Raw genomic sequence first — 19,659 nt, forward strand, 5'->3', positions numbered from 1 at the left:
GGGCACCCGCCCTAGGGGGTCCCCCGGTGTGACCGGGGTCAAACGCGAGGAGCGGTGGCAGGCGGGTCGATCAGCCGGCGAGCGCGGGGAACCAGAGCGCGATCTCGCGCTCGGCGGACTCCGGGCTGTCGGACCCGTGCACCAGGTTCTCGCGGTTGGACAGCGACAGGTCGCCGCGGATGGTGCCCGGGGCGGCCTTGCGCCCGTCGGTGGCGCCGTTGAGCGCACGCACGACCTCGATGGCCTCGTCGCCCTCCAGGACCGCCGCGAGCAGCGGGCCGCTGGTGACGAAGGTGCGCAGCGGCGGGTAGAAGTCGCGCTCGACGTGCTCGGCGTAGTGCGCGTCCGCCTGCGCGGCGTCGATGGCGCGGAGCTCGAGGGCGGCGATCGCGAGGCCCTTCGCCTCGAAGCGGGAGAGGATCTCCCCGACCAGGCCCCGGCGCACGGCGTCGGGCTTGAGGAGGACCAGGGTGCGCTGCGTCATGGCGCTCACCCTAGCGAGGGTCCGGCGACCGCGTTCAGGCGCCGTCGGCCGCGTCGTACTGCTGCCAGGCGGCGCCGCGCTCGCGGTCGATCTTGCGACCGAGCAGGTCGGCCGTCGCCCACAGGCCGGCGAACAGGCCGCCGAGGAAGAGCATGGCGGGCACGAGCACGGCGAGGCCGACGGCGCCGACCTGCAGCACCCACCCGACGGTGTAGCCCCACGGGCGCCGCAGCAGGCCGCTGACCACCAGGCACGCCAGGGCGAGGCCGCCACCGACCGCGACCGCCACGGCGGGGTCGACGTCGCTCACGCGGATGATCACCGGCACCGTCAGGGCCAGCGCGATGGCCTCGAGGAAGAGGACGGCGGCGCACATGCCCCGACGCGGCGACTTGTGGCGCTCCGGGTCGTCGGGGGCCCCGGCGGGGACGAGGCGGGGGCCCTCCTCCGGAGCCACGCTCACTTGGGGCCACCCAGCAGCAGGCGGGCCTCGCCGACGGTGACCACCGAGCCGGTGACGAGCACCGCCCCGGACCCGATCGACGCACCGACCGCCTCGCCCGCCTCGGCGAGCGCCGCGGCCTGGTCGATGGCGTCGGCCAGCGTGTCGGCGACGCTGACGCGGTCCTCGCCGAAGACCGCGCGGGCCTCCGTGGCCAGCGCCTCCGGGTCGAGCGAGCGGGGCGTCGAGTTGCGGGTGCACACCACGTGCGACAGGTGCGGCTCGAAGGCGGCGAGCAGCCCCTCCAGGTCCTTGTCGGCCATGACGGCGAGCACGCCCACGAGCGGCGAGAACGTGAAGGAGTCCTCGAGGGCCGCGGCCGTGGCCTCGGCCCCGGCGGGGTTGTGGGCCGCGTCGAGCACGATGGTCGGGCTGCGGCGGATGATCTCGAGCCGGCCGGGCGAGCTGACGTCCGCGAACGCCGCGCGCACCACCTCGTCGTCCAGCGGGCGGTCGCCCACGAGCGCCTCCACCGCCGCCAGCGCGACCGCCGCGTTCTGGGCCTGGTGCGCGCCGTACAGGGGGAGGAAGAGCTCCGCGTACGTCGCGTTCGCGCCCCGCAGCGTGACGACCTGGCCGCCGACGGCGGGAGCGCGGTCGACGACGCCGAAGTCCACGCCCTCCGCGACGACGCGGGCGCCCACCTCGAGCGCGCGGGCCAGGAGCACCTCGGCGACGTCCTGCTCCTGCGCGGCGAGCACCACGACGGAGCCGGGCTTGATGATGCCGGCCTTCTCCTCGGCGATGGCGACGGGCGTGCCGCCGAGGTACGCCGCATGGTCGAGCGACACGGGGAGCACCACCGCGACGTCCCCGTCCGCGACGTTCGTGGCGTCCCAGGAGCCGCCCATCCCGACCTCGACGACGGCGACGTCGACCGGCGCGTCGGCGAACGCCGCGAAGGCCATGCCGACGACCGTCTCGAAGAACGACAGCGGGTGGGGTTGGTCGGCGTCGACGAGGTGGGTGAAGGCCGCCACGTCGTTGAAGGCCCGCACGAACGCCTCGTCGTCGAGCGGCGCGCCGTCGATGCTGATGCGCTCCGTCATCCGCTCCACGTGGGGGCTGGTGAAGCGCCCGGTGCGCAGGTCGAGCGCCCGCAGGAGCGCGTCGACCATCCGGGAGGTGGTGGTCTTGCCGTTCGTGCCCGTCAGGTGCACCACGCGGTAGGCGTGCTGCGGGTCGCCCAGCAGCTCGGTGAAGGCGCGGATGCGCTCGAGCGAGGGCTCCAGCCGCGTCTCCGGCCAGCGGGAGAGCAGCGCGTCCTCCACCTCGGCGTAGGTCCTCGCGGGGCGGGCGGCCGGGGAGTCCCCGGGAACAGAGTCAGTCATCGCGCGGACGAGTCTAGGCGCGACCCGTCCGCGCGCCGACTCACGCGTCGTCGCGGCTCGCGCCGTTGCCGCCGGCCTCGAGGCGGCGGGAGATGGCGGCCGTGCGGTTGACCAGGTGGTCGATGGCGGCGAGGTCGTCGTCGTCGAGCTCGGCCGACGCGCCGGTCACCTTGCCCACGCCGTACGGGTTGCCGTCGGAGAACTTCTGCGGGTCGGTGTAGCCGGGCGCCACCACGATGCCGCCGAAGTGGTAGAAGCTCGTGTAGAGGTTGAGCAGCGTCGACTCCTGGCCGCCGTGCTTGGTCTGGCTGGCGGTGAAGCCGGCGTAGACCTTGTCGGCCAGCTTGCCCTGGGCCCACAGCGGGCCGAGCGTGTCGATGTAGGCCTGCAGCTGGCTCGTGATGTGCCCGTAGCGGGTCGGCGACCCGAAGAGCGCCACGTCCGCCCAGTCGAGGTCGTCGGGGGTGGCGACCGGCTCGTCGGCGACGTCCCGGCGGTGCTGCACCCACGCGTCCTGGCTCTCGATCGCCTCCTGCGGCGCGAGCTCCGCGACGTGGCGCAGCCGGACGTCGTGGCCGGCCGCCTCGGCCGTCGCCGCCGCGCGGCGCGCCATGGCGTCGACCGTGCCCGTCGAGGAGTAGTAGATGATCGCGATCTTCGTCATTCCACGTGCCTTCCGTCGTGTCGTCCACTGGCCCCACCGACGGTAGCCAGCGCCCCCGAACCGCACGGGCGGGAAGGGCGCCGCGCCCGCCCGCGCGACACGCGACGCGACCAGCCCGGATGCGGCGTCGTCCGGCGCCGCGGGCTTCCGTAGCATTCCGCCCATGACCGAGACCCAGAACGCCGAGCAGTCCCCGACGACGCCGGAGGCCCCGGCCGTCGTCGTACCGGACAAGCCGGCACTCGAGGGCCTCGAGGCCAAGTGGTCGCAGGTGTGGAAGGAGCAGGACACCTACGCCTTCGACCGCACGCGCCCGCGCGAGGACGTCTACTCCATCGACACGCCCCCGCCCACCGTCTCGGGGTCGCTGCACGTCGGGCACGTCTTCTCCTACACGCACACCGACGTCGTGGCCCGCTACCAGCGGATGCAGGGCAAGACCGTCTTCTACCCGATGGGCTGGGACGACAACGGCCTGCCCACCGAGCGCCGGGTGCAGAACTACTACGGCGTGCGCTGCGACCCCTCGCTGCCCTACGACCCGGACTTCACGCCGCCGGAGAAGCCGGACCCGAAGAAGCAGGTGCCGGTGAGCCGCCCGAACTTCGTCGAGCTCTGCTCCACCCTGGTGGAGGAGGACGAGAAGGTGTTCGAGTCGCTGTGGCGCACGCTCGGCCTCTCCGTCGACTGGTCGCAGCAGTACACGACGATCGGCCGCCCGGCCCAGACCGTCAGCCAGCGCGCGTTCCTGCGCAACCTGGCCCGGGGCGAGGCCTACCTGCAGGAGGCGCCGACCCTCTGGGACGTCACGTTCCAGACCGCCGTCGCGCAGGCCGAGCTGGAGGCGCGCGAGTACCCCGGCGCCTACCACCGCGTCGCCTACCGACTGCCGTCCGGCGAGGCCCTGCACGTCGAGACCACCCGGCCCGAGCTGGTCGTCAGCGCCGTGGCCCTCATCGCCCACCCCGACGACGAGCGCTACCGCCACCTGTTCGGCACCGCCGTCACCTCGCCGGTCTTCGGCGTCGAGATCCCGGTGCTGGCCCACCCCGCCGCCGAGCCCGACAAGGGCGCCGGCATCGCGATGTGCTGCACCTTCGGCGACCTCACCGACGTGCAGTGGTGGCGCGAGCTGCAGCTGCCCGTGCGCACCGTCATCGGTCGCGACGGCCGCTTCCTGCGCGAGACCCCCGAGTGGCTCATCAGCGACGCCGCCCGCGCGGCGTACGACGACCTGGCCGGCAAGACGGTGCACTCCGCCCGCGAGGCGACCGTCGCCAAGCTCCGGGAGAGCGGCGAGCTCGACGGCGAGCCCAAGGCCACGCAGCGCATGGCGAACTTCTACGAGAAGGGCGACAAGCCGCTCGAGATCGTCGCCACCCGCCAGTGGTACATCCGCAACGGCGGCCGCGACGCCGGCCTGCGCCGCGACCTGCTGGCGCGCGCCGAGGAGATCACGTGGGTCCCGACCCACATGAAGCACCGCTACGACAACTGGGTCGGCGGCCTCAACGGTGACTGGCTCGTCTCGCGCCAGCGCTTCTTCGGCATCCCGTTCCCCGTCTGGTACGCCCTCGACGCCGACGGCGAGCCCGACTACGAGCACCCGATCGTGGCCAGCGAGGCCGAGCTGCCGGTCGACCCCTCGACCGACGCCCCGCGGGGGTACGACGAGGCGCAGCGCGGCGTGCCCGGCGGGTTCGTGGGCGACCCCGACGTCATGGACACCTGGGCGACCTCCTCGCTCACCCCGCAGATCGCGGGCGGCTGGGAGTCCGACCCCGACCTGTTCTCCCGGGTCTTCCCCATGGACCTGTGCACGCAGGGCCACGACATCATCCGCACCTGGCTGTTCTCGCGCGTCGTGCGCGCCCACTACGAGTCGGGCGTCGCGCCCTGGTCCCACGCGCTGCTGTCGGGCTGGGTGCTCGACCCGGACCGCAAGAAGATGTCGAAGTCGAAGGGCAACGTCGTCGTCCCGACGGAGATCCTCGAGAAGTACGGCGCGGACGCCGTGCGCTGGCGGGCCGCCATGGCCCGGCCCGGCCTCGACTCCCCCTTCGACGAGACGCAGATGAAGGTCGGGCGCCGCCTCGCGATGAAGGTGCTCAACGCGTCGAAGTTCGTGCTCGGCAGCGTCGGCGCCACCGAGCTCAGCCGCTTCGAGGTCTCCGAGCCCATCGACTGCGCCATGCTCGGCCTCCTGCGCGAGACCCTCGCGCGGGCCACCGACGCGTTCGCCGCCTACGACTACGCCACCGCGCTCGAGGCCGTCGAGCGCACCTTCTGGGAGTTCTGCGACGACTACCTCGAGCTCGTCAAGGAGCGGGCGTACGGCGAGGGGGCCGGCGCCGCCTCCGCGCGGGCCACGCTGGCCATCGCCCTGCACGTGCAGCTGCGCCTGCTGGCGCCGTTCCTGCCGTACGTGACCGAGGAGGTCTGGTCGTGGTGGCAGGAGGGCTCGGTGCACCACGCGGCCTGGCCCGTCGAGGCCGACCTGGGCTCCGCAGCCGCCGCCTCCCCCGCGACGCTGCGCGCGGTCGCCAAGGCCCTCGCCGGCGTGCGGGGCGCGAAGTCGCAGGCCAAGGTCAAGATGCGGGCCGCCGTGGCGCGTGCCGAGGTGACCGGCCCCGAGGCCGAGGTCCGTGCCGCCGAGGCCGCGGCCCCCGACCTGCGGGCCGCCGGGGCCATCACCGGCGACCTGGTCTTCACCCCGAGCGAGGCCGGCGACCTCGCCGTCGCCGCCGAGCTGGCGCCCGTCGAGGACGAGCAGCCCCAGGGCTGACACCGCTGTCGACGCGGCACCGACACGCACGACGAAGCCCCGGTCCTCCTCGCGGAGGGCCGGGGCTTCGTGGTCGAGCAGGTGGCACGGCGGGCGGCCCGCCGTGGGCCGCAGCGCGGTCGGCTCAGGCCGACTTCTTCTTCTTGGCCTCGGCCTCGCGCAGCACCAGGGTGGGCGGCACGTCGTGGAGCACCGACTCCTGCGTCACCACGACCGTGGCGACGTCGCCGCGCGACGGCACGTCGTACATGGCGTGGAGGAGGGTCTCCTCGATGATGGCGCGCAGGCCGCGCGCACCCGTGCCGCGCTCCAGCGCCTTGTCGGCGATGGCCTGCACGGCCTCGTCGGTGAACTCGAGCTCGACGCCGTCGAGCTCGAAGAGCTTCTGGTACTGCTTCACCAGGGCGTTCTTCGGCTCCGTGAGGATCTGCACGAGCGCCTCGTTGTCGAGCTTCTTGACGCTGGCGATGAGCGGCAGACGACCGATGAACTCGGGGATGAGACCGAACTTGGTCAGGTCCTCCGGGCGCACCTGGGCCAGCAGGTCGTCGGCCTCGCGCTCGGACTCGCCGCGCACCTCGGCGGTGAAGCCCAGCGACTTCTTGCCGACGCGCTGCTCGATGATGTGCTCGAGCCCGGCGAAGGCCCCGCCCACGACGAAGAGGATGTTCGTCGTGTCGATCTGGATGAACTCCTGGTGCGGGTGCTTGCGCCCGCCCTGCGGCGGCACCGACGCCGTCGTCCCCTCGAGGATCTTCAGCAGCGCCTGCTGCACCCCCTCGCCGGAGACGTCGCGCGTGATCGAGGGGTTCTCCGCCTTGCGGGCCACCTTGTCGATCTCGTCGATGTAGATGATCCCGGTCTCGGCCTTCTTGACGTCGTAGTCGGCCGCCTGGATCAGCTTGAGCAGGATGTTCTCGACGTCCTCGCCCACGTAGCCGGCCTCGGTCAGCGCGGTGGCGTCGGCGATCGCGAACGGCACGTTGAGCATGCGGGCGAGCGTCTGCGCCAGGTAGGTCTTGCCGCAGCCCGTGGGGCCGACGACGAGGATGTTGGACTTGGCGACCTCGACCTGCTCGTCCTTGCTGTGCCGCCCCGACGTCGAGCCCGTGGCCTGCACCCGCTTGTAGTGGTTGTAGACCGCGACGGCCAACGACTTCTTCGCCTGCTCCTGGCCGATCACGTAGGAGTTGAGGAAGTCGAAGATCTCACGGGGCTTCGGCAGCTCGTCGAGACCGACCTCGGCGCCCTCCCCGAGCTCCTCCTCGATGATCTCGTTGCACAGCTCGATGCACTCCGTGCAGATGTACACGCCGGGACCGGCGATCAGCTTCTGCACCTGCTTCTGGCTCTTGCCGCAGAAGGAGCACTTCAGCAGGTCTCCTCCGTCACCGATGCGTGCCACGGGTGATCATCCTCCGGTCGTGCCCGGGGCGGTGTGCCCCGGACGGGTGGTGCGTCGTTCGGTCGCGGCGTCCGTGCCGCGGGGGCCGCCCGGCTGGTCGCCGAGGGCCGTCTGCGACGGTACCCCGCGCCGGACCGCTGCGCGGTCCGACACGGGGGCTCGTCCCCGCCGGGTCGACGGGGACCCCTCAGACGAGGAGGGCGGCCTTGCGGGAGTCGAGCACGGCGTCGATGAGGCCGTACTCCACCGCCGCCTCCGCGGTCAGGATCTTGTCGCGCTCGATGTCGCGGCTGACCTGCTCGCGGTCCTTGCCCGAGTGCTCCGAGATCATGGTCTCGAGCAGCTCGCGCATGCGCAGGATCTCGTTGGCCTGGATCTCGATGTCGGAGGTCTGCCCGAAGGTGCCCTCCGTGTAGGGCTGGTGGATCAGGATGCGGCTGTTCGGCAGCGCCAGGCGCTTGCCGGGGGCACCGGCCGCGAGCAGGATCGCCGCCGCCGAGGCCGCCTGGCCCAGGCACACGGTCTGCACGTCGGGCTTGATGAAGCGCATCGTGTCGTAGATCGCCGTCAGCGCCGTGAACGAACCACCGGGGCTGTTGATGTAGATCTGGATGTCCTGGTCGGGGTTCATCGACTCCAGGCACAGCAGCTGCGCCATGACGGCGTTCGCGACGTCGTCGGAGATCGGCGTGCCGAGGAAGATGATGCGGTCCTCGAAGAGCTTGCCGTAGGGGTCGATGCGGCGGAACCCGTAGGAGGTCCGCTCCTCCCACTGGGGGATGTAGTAGTTCATCAGTCCAAGCCCTTCGCTCAGTCGTTCTTCCGGGCCGGACGGCCCTCGTCGGCGGCCTCGCGGGCGCTCGTGATGACGTGGTCGACCAGGCCGTAGTCCTTGGCCTCGGCCGCGGTGAACCAGCGGTCGCGGTCGGCGTCGGTGGTCACCTGCTCGATGCTCTGGCCCGTGTGCTCGGCGATGAGCTCGAGCAGCACCTTCTTGATGTGCAGCGACTGCTGCGCCTGGATCTTGATGTCGGAGGCCGAGCCGCCCATGCCGGACGACGGCTGGTGCATCATGATCCGCGCGTGCGGGAGCGCGTAGCGCTTGCCCTCCGCACCGGCGCACAGGAGGAACTGACCCATCGACGCCGCCAGGCCCATGCCCACGGTCGCGACGTCGTTCGGGATGTAGTTCATGGTGTCGTAGATCGCCATGCCGGCGTCGACCGAGCCACCCGGCGAGTTGATGTGGAGGAAGATGTCCGCCTCCGGGTCCTCCGCCGAGAGCAGCAGCAGCTGGGCGCAGATCGCGTTCGCGTTCTGGTCGCGCACCTCGGAACCGAGGAACACGATCCGCTCGCGCAGCAGCCGGGAGTAGATGTGGTCGTCGAGCGGGTTGAACCCCGCGGCACCGTTCATCTGTGGGTTCTGGTTCACGCTCGCGACACTAGCCCGGAGCGCTGACAGTTCCACGGGTTTCGGGGCCCTGTTCGCCGACAGCGGATTCACGGGCCCGTCGCCCGCTCACCCGCCCCCTCACGCCAGCCAGCGGGCCAGCGCGCGGGCCACGTCGGGGTGGTTGACGAGCGCGAAGTGGTCGACGCCCCCCACGTGCAGCGTGTCGACGTCGGCGTCCGCGAACACGTCGCCCGCCCCTGCGCGTCGGCCGTACGCCGAGTGCTCCCGCACGAGCAGGTCGCCGACGAGGCGTCCCAGGGGGTGGCGGGGCGAGCGGGTCAGCGTGGCGGAGACCAGCCGGTAGCGCGCGTGCGGCAGCAGCGGCACGTCGTGGCCCAGCCCCTCGACCAGGTCGCGGATGCCCACCGACCGCTCGTCGAGGATGCGGCCGAACGCCCCGGTCTCCGCCAGCCCGCCGAGCAGGGAGCTGCCGTCGCCCACGAGCCCGGCGAGCGGCGCGCCGCGGTGCGGGGTGCCGAGGGTGACGACGTCGGTGACCCGCTCGGTCCAGTCGCGCGCGTCGGGACCGTCACCGGCGCCCTCGGTGCGCACCGCCGACGCGGCCCGCACGACGAGGCCGCCCATCGAGTGCCCGACCAGCGCCATGCGCTCGACCGGCACCGGCCACTCCTCGACCAGCCGCGCGAGCAGCGCCGCGAGGGCGACGCCGTTGACCCGCAGCCCGAGCCCCGTGTTCATCCGCAGCAGCACCGGGGTCCACCCGGCGGCCTCGAGCTCCTCGGGGTACGTCGTGCCCCGGGCCTCGCGACCCAGCGTCCAGATCGCCTCGCTCTCGCCCAGCCCGTGCAGCAGCACCGCGACCCGCGGCCCCGCACCCGGGTACGCCGCCGCGAGGGCCGCGTGCGTCGGCTCGACGTCGCGTCCGTCCACCCGCGCGGCGAGGGGGATCGCCATCCGCCGGTCCTCCGCGGCGAGGCGGTCGCCGATGAGCCCGTTGACGGCGGCGCGCAGGTGGCGTCCCGCCGGGTGCGCCTCGATCGACGGGCCGCGCCCGCCGGCGGCGAGCGCCGTCGTACCCCGCGCCGCGGCGCGCAGGCCGGCGCCGATCCCGCCGTACACGCCCCCGGCGATGCCGTCGTGCACGCGGCGGGGGCCCTCCGTGGCCCCGAGGGTGAGGAGCGCGGCGAGGCCCTGGGCGCGGTCGGCGACCGCCCGGTGGGTGTCCCGCGCGCTGCGCACGACGAGCTCGTCGGCGACCTCCAGGAGCAGGGCGAGCGCGTCGAGGACCGTCGGCTCACCCGACGCCGCGGCCGCCCGCTGGGCGTCGAGGGGGGACCGGCCGAGGCGCGGACCGTCGGGCAGCCGCCCGGTGGTGGTCACGGAGGTCGGGTCGGGGGACGTCACGGACATCCACCCAGGGTCCGTCGCGCGACGGCCGCGGTCAAGAGATCCAGTGCACACCCGTGCACCGAGTCGGGAGGGCGCGGTCAGCGTCCGGCCCCAGGACGTCACGTCGCGCTCGGCCTGCGTTCTCCTGCGCTGTGGTTGGATCGCAGCCATGCTGCGCGTGACCCTGCGAGGGGCGGGACTCCCGACCGTCACGCTCGGGTCCGGCGAGACCTTGTTCTTCGGCCGCTCCCCGGACCGCGCCGTCCCCGTCGACAGCCCGGAGAACGCGCTGCGCGTCACCGCCATCGCGCTCCCCCGCTGCGCACCGCACGTGTCGCGCGTGCTCGGCGAGCTGATCGTGGGCGAGGAGATCGCCCGCCTTCGCTGGCACGGCTCCGGCGAGACGCAGGTCTCCAGCCTCTTCGACGCCCCCGGGGGCGCCCGGCGCGTCACGCTCGCCGAGGGCATGTCGCTGCTGCTCGACGAGGGGGAGAACCAGCTCGTCCTCCTGCGCGGGCGGATCGGTCCGGGCGGCGAGGGCACCTACGACGACCTCGCCGTGAGCATCGAGGTCACCCCGAGCGGCCGCGGGCCCGTCCTCCCCCGCCCCCGCCCCGAGGAGGACGACGTCGACGGCGGCGCCACCGCGCCGGCCCCGATGCTGCCCCGCCTCGGCCGGGAGTGGTACGTCGCGCTCGCCCTCGCCGAGCCGTGGCTGACCGGCACCGACGACTACCCCCGGCCGCCGTCGAACCGCGAGATCTACGAGCGGGTGCTGCACTGGCACGGCTACGCCTGGAACCTCGAGCGGGCGCAGCGGGTCGACGACGCCATCCGGTCCATCTCCGCGCTCGCGTTCGGCCCGCGCGACGACCCGTTCCGCGCCGGCAGCGGCCGGGCCCAGAACGTGCGGTTCGCCATCGGCCGGCGCACCGCGGAGGTCCGCCTCGTCACCGCGGACGACCTCGACGAGGTCGAGCGGGCCGCCGCGCGCCGGAACGTTCCACCCGCGCGGGCCTAGGCCCCGGCGGCCCGTGGTCCCTAGCCTCGGTGGCCACGACGCGCACCGCCCCGAGGAGGACACGTGAGCAGCAGCATGCAGGGCATGGACACCGAGTACGCCCGCCAGGTCGGCCAGAACATGGGCGAGCACGCCGGCCAGGTCGCCGGCGTCGTCTCCAGCATCACGGCCATGATCAGCGGCCTGAAGTGGCAGGGCCCCGACCGCCAGGGCTTCGAGTCCGACTGGACGGGCTCGTTCGCCCCGAGCGCGAACGCCGCGTCGGAGTCGCTGTCCGACCAGGGCCGCGTGCTCTGCGTGCACGCCGACCGCCAGGACGAGGCCAGCCGCTGACACCCGTCCTGACGCCCGCTCCCACCGCCGAGCCGGCGGCCCCGCACGGGGCCGCCGGCTCGCTGCGTCCGGCGGCCCGTTCCGGGGTCCCGACGGGGCGGAACCTTCCACCCACCCGACCCTCGACCGGCGTGGACGGGCCGCCCTAGCGTCCTCGGCGCGACGACCCGACGGACGGCGCGGCCCACCAGACCGGCAGCACCCGGCACCCACGACAGCAGGAGGAGGGGACATGGCCCTGATCGGAGCGGACACCGACGAGCTCCGCGAGGCCGCGCAGCTGTGCCAGGACGGCAAGGAGGTCACCGACACGGTGATCGCGTTCGTGAAGGCGCTCATCGCGCTGCTGCGGGCGGCCTCCTTCTTCACCGGCGGTGCCAGCGCGGCGTACGCGACCTTCCTCGAGACGCAGGTCCTCCCCTGGCTGCAGAAGATCTCCATCGCCCTCGGCACCTTCGCCCAGGTGCTGGGCGCGAACGCCGAGGCGCAGGACCAGATCAGCGCCGGCGAGACCGTGGACCTCTCGAAGCTGCCGACCTACACGAGCCCCCTGCAGACCGAGCAGTCGCGGGCCCCGATGACGGGCTGGCAGGGCGGCTCCATCGCCCCCACCCAGCCGCTCGCCCCCGGCACCCCCGGCACCACCACGACGACGACGTCGACCACCACGACGGGCGCCGACGGCGTCACCATCCCGGGCACCACGACGACCACGACGACGCCGATCGGCGCCTCCCCGGCCGGCACGTCGCCCACCTTCGGCGTGCCCTCGCTCGGCGGGGGCCCCGGGTCCGGTGTCAGCATCCCCGCCCCGATCAGCGCCAAGCCCGAGATCGGCGGCGTCCTGCCGGGCTCCGTCTCCGGCTCGACCGGCACCCCCGCGCTCGGCTCCGGCGGCGGCGGTCTCGGCTCGGGCGACGGCATCGGCTCGGGCGGCGCGATCGGCGCCAGTCCCACCGGTGGTGGCACGGGTGGCGGCACGGGCGGCGGCACGGGCGGCGGCACGGGCGGCGGGGCACCCGCGCTCGGCGGCGGCAGCATCGACGGCGCGTCGGTGCCGGCCGGCGCCCCCGCGCCCTCCGACGTCACCCCGGCGAGCAGCACCACGCCCGGCGCCGACTCCCTCACCACCGCCGCCCCGACCCCCACGGGCGACTCCGTCACGAGCTCGGGCGACCGCCCGTCGTACGGCGCAGCTGCCGGTCTCGCCGGCGGTGCGGCCGCCCTCGGGCTGGGCGGCGCGGCCCTCGCGAGCCGGGGCGCCGGCGGCGACGCGGCCATCGAGAAGCTGGTCGGCGAGAACGGCCGCGGCAGCCGCGGCGAGGGCGTCCGCGAGCTGCAGCAGCGGCTCACCGCAGCCGGGTACGACACCCGCGGTGCCGACGGCCAGTGGGGCGGCAACACGCAGGCCGCCTACGAGGCCTGGCGCGCCGACCACCCGCTGCAGGTCGCGCAGGGCACGGGCTTCACCTCGCCCAGCGGCTACGACTACACCCAGATCCAGGGCGTGCAGGGCAACCGCAACGTCACCCCGGAGTTCCTCCGCGAGGTCGAGGCCGTGGCCGGCCGCGTCGGCGCGGCGCCCGAGCACCTGCTCGCCACCATGAGCTTCGAGACCGGCGGCCGGTTCAGCACCGACGTCGTCAACGCGCGCAGCGGGGCGACCGGCCTCATCCAGTTCATGCCCGACACCGCGGCCGGGCTCGGCACCTCCACCGAGGCGCTCTCCCGGATGACCCCGACGGAGCAGCTCGCGTACGTCGAGCGCTACTTCGAGCCGCACCGGGGACGGCTCGACACGCTGGAGAACGTCTACACCAGCGTGCTCGGCGGGCGCCCGATGGAGCCGGGCCAGACGATGTTCAGCCAGGGCACGCCGGAGTACCACCAGAACCGTGAGCTCGACGTCGACCGCGACGGCCGCATCACCGCCGCCGAGGCCACCTCGCACGTCCGCTCCCGCATGGGCTCCTGACCGCACCGGTCCGAGAACCCCCACCGACAGCCCGACCCGCACGACCCGCACCACCGCAGGACCCACCGCAGGACCCACCGCAGCACCCCACCGCAGCACCCACCGCACCCGCGCAGGAACACACGGAGAGAAGGAGAACCGCCATGGCCATGAAGGGTATGGACATCGAGGGTGGACGTCAGTCCGCGCAGCAGATCACGCAGGGCGCCGGCGAGCTCGAGCAGCTGACCGGCCGTCTCACCCAGTCGCTGGAGAGCTTCGAGTGGGTCGGCCCCGACGCCGAGCGCACCCGCACGTCGTGGAACTCGGAGTACCGCACGATGCTCACCCAGGTCGTGGCGCAGCTCAACGACTTCGCCACGCTCATCAACAACCAGGCGCAGGAGCAGGAGCAGGTCTCGGCCTGACCGACCTCCCCGGGCCGACCGGGACCGCGGGGCCGCCGGCACGAGCCGGCGGCCCCGCGGCGTACCCCCCCACCCGGCACCCGCCCGGCACCCGCCCGGCACCCACCTGTCACCGGACGGTGGGGTTCGCGCCGGCTGCGAGGGGGTACGTCGCCCCCCGGCCCGCTCCCACCTCGTCCGACCCCGCTCCCCCGCCCCGCCCCGCCCCGCCCCGCCCCGCCCCGACCGGAGGACCACGACCGTGCAGCAGTGGACGCTCTCGCTGAGCACCCCGCCGGAGTCCGGCCTGCCGTCGGTCGACGTCACGGTGCACGCGAAGGACGACGCCACGGTCGCCGACCTCGCCCGGGCCTTCGGGCGGCACCTCGCACCGCACCAGGCCAACCTCCTCCTCGTGCCCGTCGACGGCGGCCACCCCTGGCCCGCCGACCGGTCGGTCGCCGAGTGCGGCCTGCGCACGGGCGACCTGCTCGACGTCGTCACCGCTCCCGCCTCGTGGCTGCACCGGGCGAGCAGCACCGCCCGGCCGCGGGCCGTGCTGCGCGTGGTGGACGGCCCGGACTCCGGCCAGCGGCTCCACGTGCGCTCCAGCGCGCTGACCGTGGGGCGCGGCCCGACCTGCACCATGCGGCTGTCGGACCCCCTGGTCTCCACCCAGCACGTGCGGGTCGTGCTCGGCACCCGCCCGACCGTGTACGACGCCGGCTCGGCCAACGGCACGACCGTGGCCGGCGAGCAGGTCACGACCGGCCGGGAGGTCGACTGGGGCACGCCGATCCACCTGGGCCGCACCACGGTCGTCGTCGACCCCGGCGAGGTGCCCGTCGACGACACGGCCGTCTCAGTGTTCCGCCCGCCGCGCTTCGGGGAGCCGCTGCTCGACGAGGTGCTCGACGTGCCCTCGCCGCCCAACCGCAACCGGCCCTCGCCCCTGCCGTGGGCGATGCTCGCGCTGCCGATGATCATGGGGCTGGCGATCTTCGCGCGCTCGCGCACGTCGTACGCGCTCGTCTACATGCTGGCCTGGCCGGTGCTCGGCTACCTCGGGTGGCGTCAGCAGCAGCGCGCGGCGCGCCGGCAGTTCGAGGAGGAGGCCGCGGAGTGGCGCACCGACGTGGACCAGCTCCTCGCCACCATCGACGACCAGGCGAAGCGCCAGCGCGAGCAGTTCCACGACGACTACCCCGACGCCGAGACCCTGCGCACCCGCGCGGCGCGGCGTGACCCCTACCTGTGGGCCCGCAGCGAGACGCGCCAGGCGTTCCTCCACACGCGCCTCGGCATCGGCACGGTCCCGGCGCTGCTGCGCGGCACCATCAAGGACGGCGGCGACCGTCCCCTGCGGCGCGAGGCCGCGGCCGACCTGGCGCAGCGCGACACCCTTCCCGACATGCCGGTCGTCACCGACCTAACCGCGCACCCCCTGGTCGCGCTCACCGGGCAGGAGGGCCAGGTCGACGACCTCGTGCGGGCCCTGGTGCTCCGGCTCGCGTTCGACCACTCCCCCGCCGACCTGACCGTCGCCGCCTGCCTCGGCCGCGGCCGCGCCCACCACGAGACGTGGCTGCGCTGGCTGCCGCACGCGACCGCCCGGGTGGGCGGCGAGCCCCCCGTGGCGGTCGGGCCCGGCGCGGCGACCGCGCTGCTCGACCACCTCGCCAGCGAGGACGGCGCCCGCGGACACACGCTCTGCCTCGTCGACGAGGGGGCCGGGATCCCCCGGCGCACGCTGGAGGCGGTCGCCGGCGTCGCCGCCGAGCGCGGGCTGCACCTCGTGTGGCTGGGCCGCAGCCGGGCCGAGGTGCCCGCGGCGACGAGCCTGCTCGTCGACCTGGCCGACGGCAGCGTCAACGTGGGCGACCGCGGCGGCGTCACCCGCATCGACACCCCCGACGCCGTCTCGCTGGCCCACGCGTGGCGCAGCGCGCGCACCATGACGGCGTACGTCGACGAGGCCGCCGTGCTGCCGGCCTCCACCTCGATCCCGGCCGTCGTGCGGCTGCCCGAGGTCAGCGGCGACCTGCAGGACCTCGACGACTCCGACGCCGTGCTGCGCCGCTGGAGCGCGAGCCGCGGGCTGCGGGCGCAGATCGGGGCGGGCGTCGACGGCACGGTCACCATCGACCTGCGCGACGACGGACCCCACGGCCTCGTCGCGGGCACGACCGGCTCCGGCAAGTCCGAGCTGCTGCAGACCCTCATCTGCTCGCTGGCGCTCAACAACCCGACGAGCCGCATCAGCTTCCTGCTCGTCGACTACAAGGGCGGCGCCGCGTTCCGCGAGTGCGCCGACCTGCCGCACACGGTCGGCTACATCACCGACCTCACGCCGGCCCTCGTGCAGCGGGCGCTCACCTCGCTCGGCGCCGAGATCACCGCCCGCGAGCACCTGCTGGGGCAGTACGGCGTCAAGGACCTCACCCAGCTGGAGCGCGAGCACCCCGAGGCGGCGCCGCCGAGCCTGCTCATCTGCGTCGACGAGTTCGCGGCGCTCACCGCCGAGGTGCCCGACTTCGTCGACGGCATGGTCAACATCGCCCAGCGCGGCCGCTCGCTCGGGATGCACGTGCTGCTCGCGACCCAGCGGCCCGCCGGGGTCGTCACCGGCAACATCCGGGCCAACACCGACCTGCGCATCGCGCTGCGCGTCTCGGCCCCCGACGACTCCCGCGACGTCATCGACGCCCCCGACGCCGCGCACCTGTCCCGGCGTACCCCCGGCCGGGCGTGGCTGCGCCGCACGGGGCACGGTACGGCGGAGCTCGTGCAGTCGGCGTGGACCGGCGCGCGCCAGCCGATCGACGGCACCGGGGCGGCGGTGACGGTCGGGGCGTTCACGGCCGCGAGCGCCGCGCGCGCCGACACCACGACCGAGGCGCGCCTGCACCCCCGCACCGACCTCGAGCGCTGCGTCAGCACGATCGTCACCGCGTTCCGCCGCTCCGGGGTGCCCGCGCCCCCGAAGCCGTGGCTGCCCCCGCTCCCCGCCGAGCTGCTGCTCGACGCCGACGAGCTCGTCCGCGAGGCCGCGACCCGGCCCTCGGGCCACCTCCACCTCGGTGGCATCGACGACCCGGCCCACCAGCGCCAGCCCCGCCTCGACCTCGACCTGTCCGCGGTGGGCCACGTGCTCGTGCACGGGGCGTCGGGCTCGGGCAAGACCGAGCTGCTGCGAACCGCGGCGATCACCGCGTCGCTGGGGGACGCGGCGAGCACGCACGGGGTGGCGCCCTACGTGTACGCCGTGGACTACGCCGGCGGCGGCCTGTCGGCACTCGCCGGCCTCCCCACGGTGGAGGCCGTGGTCGGCGAGACCCAGCAGGGGCGCGTGCTGCGCCTCGTGCGGCTGCTGCGTCGCACCGTCACCGACCGCAGCGCCGCGCTCGCCGCCAACGGGTGCGCGGACCTCGAGGAGCTGGCCCGCGCCGGGCACGTGCTCCCCCGCGTCTACCTCCTGCTCGACAACCTGCCGTCGCTGCTGGAGTCGTTCGAGAAGGCCGGCGGCCTGGCCCGCGACCACGTCGAGCTCCTCCAGAACGTGCTGCAGAACGGGCGGCGCGTGGGCGTGCACGTCATCGCGACCGCGCCCGGCCGTACGGGCGTGCCGACGGCGATCGCAGCGTCCTTCGGCCGTCGCGTCGTGCTGCGCATGACGACGAACGACGACTACCTGATGCTCGGCGCGCCCGGGAACGTCCTCGACGCCGAGACCACGCCGGGCACGGGCCTGCTGGGCAAGCAGGTGCTCCAGGTGGCCACGACCGGCGGGGCGGGCACGCCGCAGCAGGCCGACCTGATCCGCGCGGTGGCCGACCGGCTGGCCCCGGCCACCGCGGGCCGCGCCGGCGCCGCCGTCCCGCCGATGCCGGGCCACCTGCCCTCCGGCGCTCTGCCGTCGCCCACGGGCGCCCGGGTCCCGCTCGCGGTCGACGCCGACGCGGTCGCCGTGCTGACCGTCGACCTGCTCGGCGGGCCGGTCCTCGTGGCCGGGCGCGGCGGCACCGGTCGCACCAGCGCGCTGCGCGGGGTGGTCGAGCTGGCCCGGCGCTCCGACGTACCCCCGCGGGTGGTGTGGTGCGACGACCTGCCGGCCGCCGTGGCCGGCGTCGAGGAGGCCCTGACGGCCGCGGACGCGGCTCCTCCCGGGACGGAAGGTTCCTGGGTGCTGACCGTGGTCGACGACGTCCAGCGGTGGGACACTGCCTGCACGGACGACGCCCACAAGACCGCCCGTGCCCGGCTGCTGGAGATCCTCGACACCGCGGCCGGACGGGTGGCCCTGGTGGCGTCGGTCGACGTCGCCGAGGCACGACGACCCGGTCTCCAGCCGGGCCTGGTCACGGCCCTGAAGCAGCGCCGCCGCGGGTTCCTGCTCCACCCGGAGTGGAACGAGGGCGACGTGCTCGGGGTCTCCGTGCCCACGAAGACGTTGGAGCCGCTCGCGGGCCCGGGCCGAGGCCTGTGGTGCGAGAGCGGCGCCGCGACGGTCGCGCAGCTCGTGGCCGGCGAGGGTGACGAGGAGGGACGGGGATGACGTCGCAGCCGACAGCGGGCACGAACGCGGGGACCGACCCGGGCACGGGCGGGTCGCTGCTCGACCGCGCGCGCCGCCTCCTGCCCGCCGGCCGGCGCGACGAGCGCCGGCGCGGGTCCGCCCGCCGCGGCTCGCGCGGCAGCGCCGAGCTGTCGGTGGTCGTCGTGGCCGCCTCCCTCGTGGCCGGCCTCGCGTTCGGCGAGGGCCTCTCGCGCACCGTCGTCGACATCACCGACGGCCTCACGTGGATCAGCGACGACCCGACCGGCGAGGTCATCCAGGTCAACCCCGCGACCGGCCGGCCCGAGAAGCGGCTGGCCGTCGGCGCGCCCGGCGAGGACCTCGACGTCAGCCAGGCCGACGGCCGGCTCTTCGTCACGAACCGCACGACCGGCGAGGTCTTCTCGATCGACCTGGCCTCCGTGCTCGTCTCCGGGCAGCGCCGCGTCGCCACGGGCAACGCCTCCGACCTCCTCCTCCACGACGGGGCCGCGTTCCTCGTGGACCGGGCCAACGGCACCGTGTCGCGCATCGACCCCTCGACCACCGACGCGATCGGCGAGCGCTGGGTCGCCACCGAGGGCCTGGCCGACGCGACCATCGACGGTGAGGGCATCGTCTGGGTCATCGACACCACGGGCCGGCTGTCGCAGCTGCGCTGGTCGGACGGAGAGCGGCGCTTCGTCACCGAGGACAGCCGGCAGGTCGAGTACGCCGGCGAGGGCTCGGTGCTCGTCGCGCACCCCGCCGGGGTGACCGTCTTCGGCCCCGACGCGGGCATCGTCGTGCAGGTCGGCACGGGCAGCGACGTGGTCGCCGACGCCCCCGCCCTCAACGGCACGCTCCTCGCCCCCGACGACGCGCCCGCCGACCTCTCCCCCGTGGCCGCTCCGCAGACCGGGTCGCTGGTGATCGTCGGGTCCGGCGAGCTGCGCGAGGTCGACCTCCGCGGCATCGGCTGCGGCAAGCCGGGCCGCCCGGCCGTGCACCGCTCCCTCGTCTACGTGCCGTGCGACGGCGACGGCCGCATCGTCGTGCTCGACCGCACCGGCCAGCGGGCCGCCCGCGACATCCCCGTCCCCGGCGACCGCGACGCCGAGCTCGTCGTCGACGACGGCAACCTCGTCGTCAACGTGCCGGGCGCGCAGGCCGGGCTCGTCGTGCGGGCCGACGGGCGCATCGACGACCTCACCCGCTACGACGAGCGCGTCGCCCCGACGCGGCTGTCGAGCACCCGCCCGCCCGCGACCGCCACCGGCGCCCGCGCGGCCGCCGACCGCGACCGGCGGCCCCCCGTCGCCGTCACCCCGCCGGTCGTCCCGCCGGTCAGCCCGCCCGACGCGCCGGTCGCGCCGCCGACCGGTCGCCCCAGCGGCTCGCCGCCCGACGGGCCGGCGAGCCCACCCACGAACC

The 19,659-nt window shown here is 74.6% G+C and carries 14 protein-coding genes and 1 pseudogene; 7 read left to right on the forward strand and 8 right to left on the reverse strand.

Features of this window, described 5'->3' with window-relative positions; all coding sequences use genetic code 11:
* Window positions 1–70 precede the first annotated feature (70 nt).
* From ndk to wrbA, 4 genes are read right to left on the reverse strand one after another with little or no spacing between them, the layout of a single operon-like run.
* Window positions 71–484, reverse strand: coding sequence for a nucleoside-diphosphate kinase (ndk, locus tag INN71_RS17620; RefSeq protein ID WP_301801405.1), 414 nt, complete (start codon window positions 482–484; stop codon window positions 71–73).
* A gap of 34 nt (window positions 485–518) precedes the next feature.
* Entirely contained in the window at window positions 519–947 is a 429-nt protein-coding gene (locus tag INN71_RS17625) for a DUF4233 domain-containing protein (protein ID WP_301801407.1), read from the reverse strand.
* Window positions 944–2,317, reverse strand: coding sequence for a folylpolyglutamate synthase/dihydrofolate synthase family protein (locus tag INN71_RS17630; RefSeq protein WP_301801408.1), 1,374 nt, complete (start codon window positions 2,315–2,317; stop codon window positions 944–946). Before INN71_RS17630 ends, INN71_RS17625 begins: the two co-directional genes overlap by 4 nt.
* Before the next feature lie 40 nt (window positions 2,318–2,357).
* Window positions 2,358–2,981 carry an NAD(P)H:quinone oxidoreductase gene (wrbA, locus tag INN71_RS17635; protein ID WP_301801409.1) on the reverse strand — a complete coding sequence of 208 codons (624 nt, stop codon included), beginning with the start codon at window positions 2,979–2,981 and terminating at the stop codon, window positions 2,358–2,360.
* 163 nt (window positions 2,982–3,144) lie between these two features.
* Here wrbA and valS point away from each other — a divergent pair, with 163 nt between their 5' ends.
* Window positions 3,145–5,766 (forward strand): valine--tRNA ligase, encoded by a 2,622-nt coding sequence (gene valS, locus INN71_RS17640; RefSeq protein WP_301801410.1) that lies wholly within the window; start codon window positions 3,145–3,147, stop codon window positions 5,764–5,766.
* A 124-nt stretch (window positions 5,767–5,890) separates the two neighbouring features.
* On the opposite strand, the gene clpX is transcribed toward valS, so the two are convergent.
* The 4 genes from clpX to INN71_RS17660 all read right to left on the reverse strand — a co-directional run bounded on the left by clpX (window position 5,891) and on the right by INN71_RS17660 (window position 9,997).
* The gene (clpX, locus tag INN71_RS17645) at window positions 5,891–7,171 is read right to left on the reverse strand and encodes an ATP-dependent Clp protease ATP-binding subunit ClpX (protein WP_277500266.1); all 1,281 of its coding nucleotides are present in this window, start codon (window positions 7,169–7,171) and stop codon (window positions 5,891–5,893) included.
* A gap of 187 nt (window positions 7,172–7,358) precedes the next feature.
* Entirely contained in the window at window positions 7,359–7,964 is a 606-nt protein-coding gene (locus tag INN71_RS17650) for an ATP-dependent Clp protease proteolytic subunit (RefSeq protein WP_277500265.1), read from the reverse strand.
* A 17-nt stretch (window positions 7,965–7,981) separates the two neighbouring features.
* Window positions 7,982–8,587: an ATP-dependent Clp protease proteolytic subunit gene (locus INN71_RS17655; RefSeq protein WP_277500296.1), complete on the reverse strand. Its 606-nt coding sequence runs from the start codon at window positions 8,585–8,587 to the stop codon at window positions 7,982–7,984.
* A 117-nt stretch (window positions 8,588–8,704) separates the two neighbouring features.
* Window positions 8,705–9,997, reverse strand: coding sequence for a triacylglycerol lipase (locus INN71_RS17660; protein WP_301801414.1), 1,293 nt, complete (start codon window positions 9,995–9,997; stop codon window positions 8,705–8,707).
* Between the two features lie 148 nt (window positions 9,998–10,145).
* Here INN71_RS17660 and INN71_RS17665 point away from each other — a divergent pair, with 148 nt between their 5' ends.
* The 6 genes and pseudogenes from INN71_RS17665 to INN71_RS17690 all read left to right on the forward strand — a co-directional run.
* Complete coding sequence (locus INN71_RS17665; protein ID WP_301801415.1) at window positions 10,146–10,997, forward strand: hypothetical protein; 852 nt, start codon at window positions 10,146–10,148, stop codon at window positions 10,995–10,997.
* A 63-nt stretch (window positions 10,998–11,060) separates the two neighbouring features.
* Entirely contained in the window at window positions 11,061–11,330 is a 270-nt protein-coding gene (locus INN71_RS17670) for a hypothetical protein (RefSeq protein WP_277500262.1), read from the forward strand.
* A gap of 232 nt (window positions 11,331–11,562) precedes the next feature.
* Window positions 11,563–13,305: a peptidoglycan-binding protein gene (locus INN71_RS17675; RefSeq protein WP_301801417.1), complete on the forward strand. Its 1,743-nt coding sequence runs from the start codon at window positions 11,563–11,565 to the stop codon at window positions 13,303–13,305.
* 143 nt (window positions 13,306–13,448) lie between these two features.
* Window positions 13,449–13,712, forward strand: coding sequence for a hypothetical protein (locus INN71_RS17680; protein WP_277500260.1), 264 nt, complete (start codon window positions 13,449–13,451; stop codon window positions 13,710–13,712).
* Window positions 13,713–13,953: 241 nt separating this feature from the next.
* Window positions 13,954–18,246, forward strand: a complete 4,293-nt coding sequence (locus INN71_RS17685; RefSeq protein WP_277500259.1) for an FtsK/SpoIIIE domain-containing protein — start codon at window positions 13,954–13,956, stop codon at window positions 18,244–18,246.
* A pseudogene (locus INN71_RS17690) lies at window positions 18,243–19,659 on the forward strand (hypothetical protein); the annotation flags it as partial. The gene INN71_RS17685 and the pseudogene INN71_RS17690, both read left to right, overlap by 4 nt.

The organism is Nocardioides sp. ChNu-153 (assembly GCF_030466625.1).
Lineage (GTDB): Bacteria > Actinomycetota > Actinomycetes > Propionibacteriales > Nocardioidaceae > Nocardioides.

Bases quoted from the DNA above. Each gene is read 5' to 3' on its own strand.
- valS (WP_301801410.1), top strand. From the start codon at position 3,145: ATGACCGAGACCCAGAACGCCGAGCAGTCCCCGACGACGCCGGAGGCC.
- INN71_RS17680 (WP_277500260.1), top strand. From the start codon at position 13,449: ATGGCCATGAAGGGTATGGACATCGAGGGTGGACGTCAGTCCGCGCAG.
- INN71_RS17675 (WP_301801417.1), top strand. From the start codon at position 11,563: ATGGCCCTGATCGGAGCGGACACCGACGAGCTCCGCGAGGCCGCGCAG.
- wrbA (WP_301801409.1), bottom strand. From the start codon at position 2,981: ATGACGAAGATCGCGATCATCTACTACTCCTCGACGGGCACGGTCGAC.
- ndk (WP_301801405.1), bottom strand. From the start codon at position 484: ATGACGCAGCGCACCCTGGTCCTCCTCAAGCCCGACGCCGTGCGCCGG.
- INN71_RS17660 (WP_301801414.1), bottom strand. From the start codon at position 9,997: ATGTCCGTGACGTCCCCCGACCCGACCTCCGTGACCACCACCGGGCGG.
- INN71_RS17630 (WP_301801408.1), bottom strand. From the start codon at position 2,317: ATGACTGACTCTGTTCCCGGGGACTCCCCGGCCGCCCGCCCCGCGAGG.
- INN71_RS17650 (WP_277500265.1), bottom strand. From the start codon at position 7,964: ATGAACTACTACATCCCCCAGTGGGAGGAGCGGACCTCCTACGGGTTC.
- INN71_RS17655 (WP_277500296.1), bottom strand. From the start codon at position 8,587: ATGAACGGTGCCGCGGGGTTCAACCCGCTCGACGACCACATCTACTCC.
- INN71_RS17665 (WP_301801415.1), top strand. From the start codon at position 10,146: ATGCTGCGCGTGACCCTGCGAGGGGCGGGACTCCCGACCGTCACGCTC.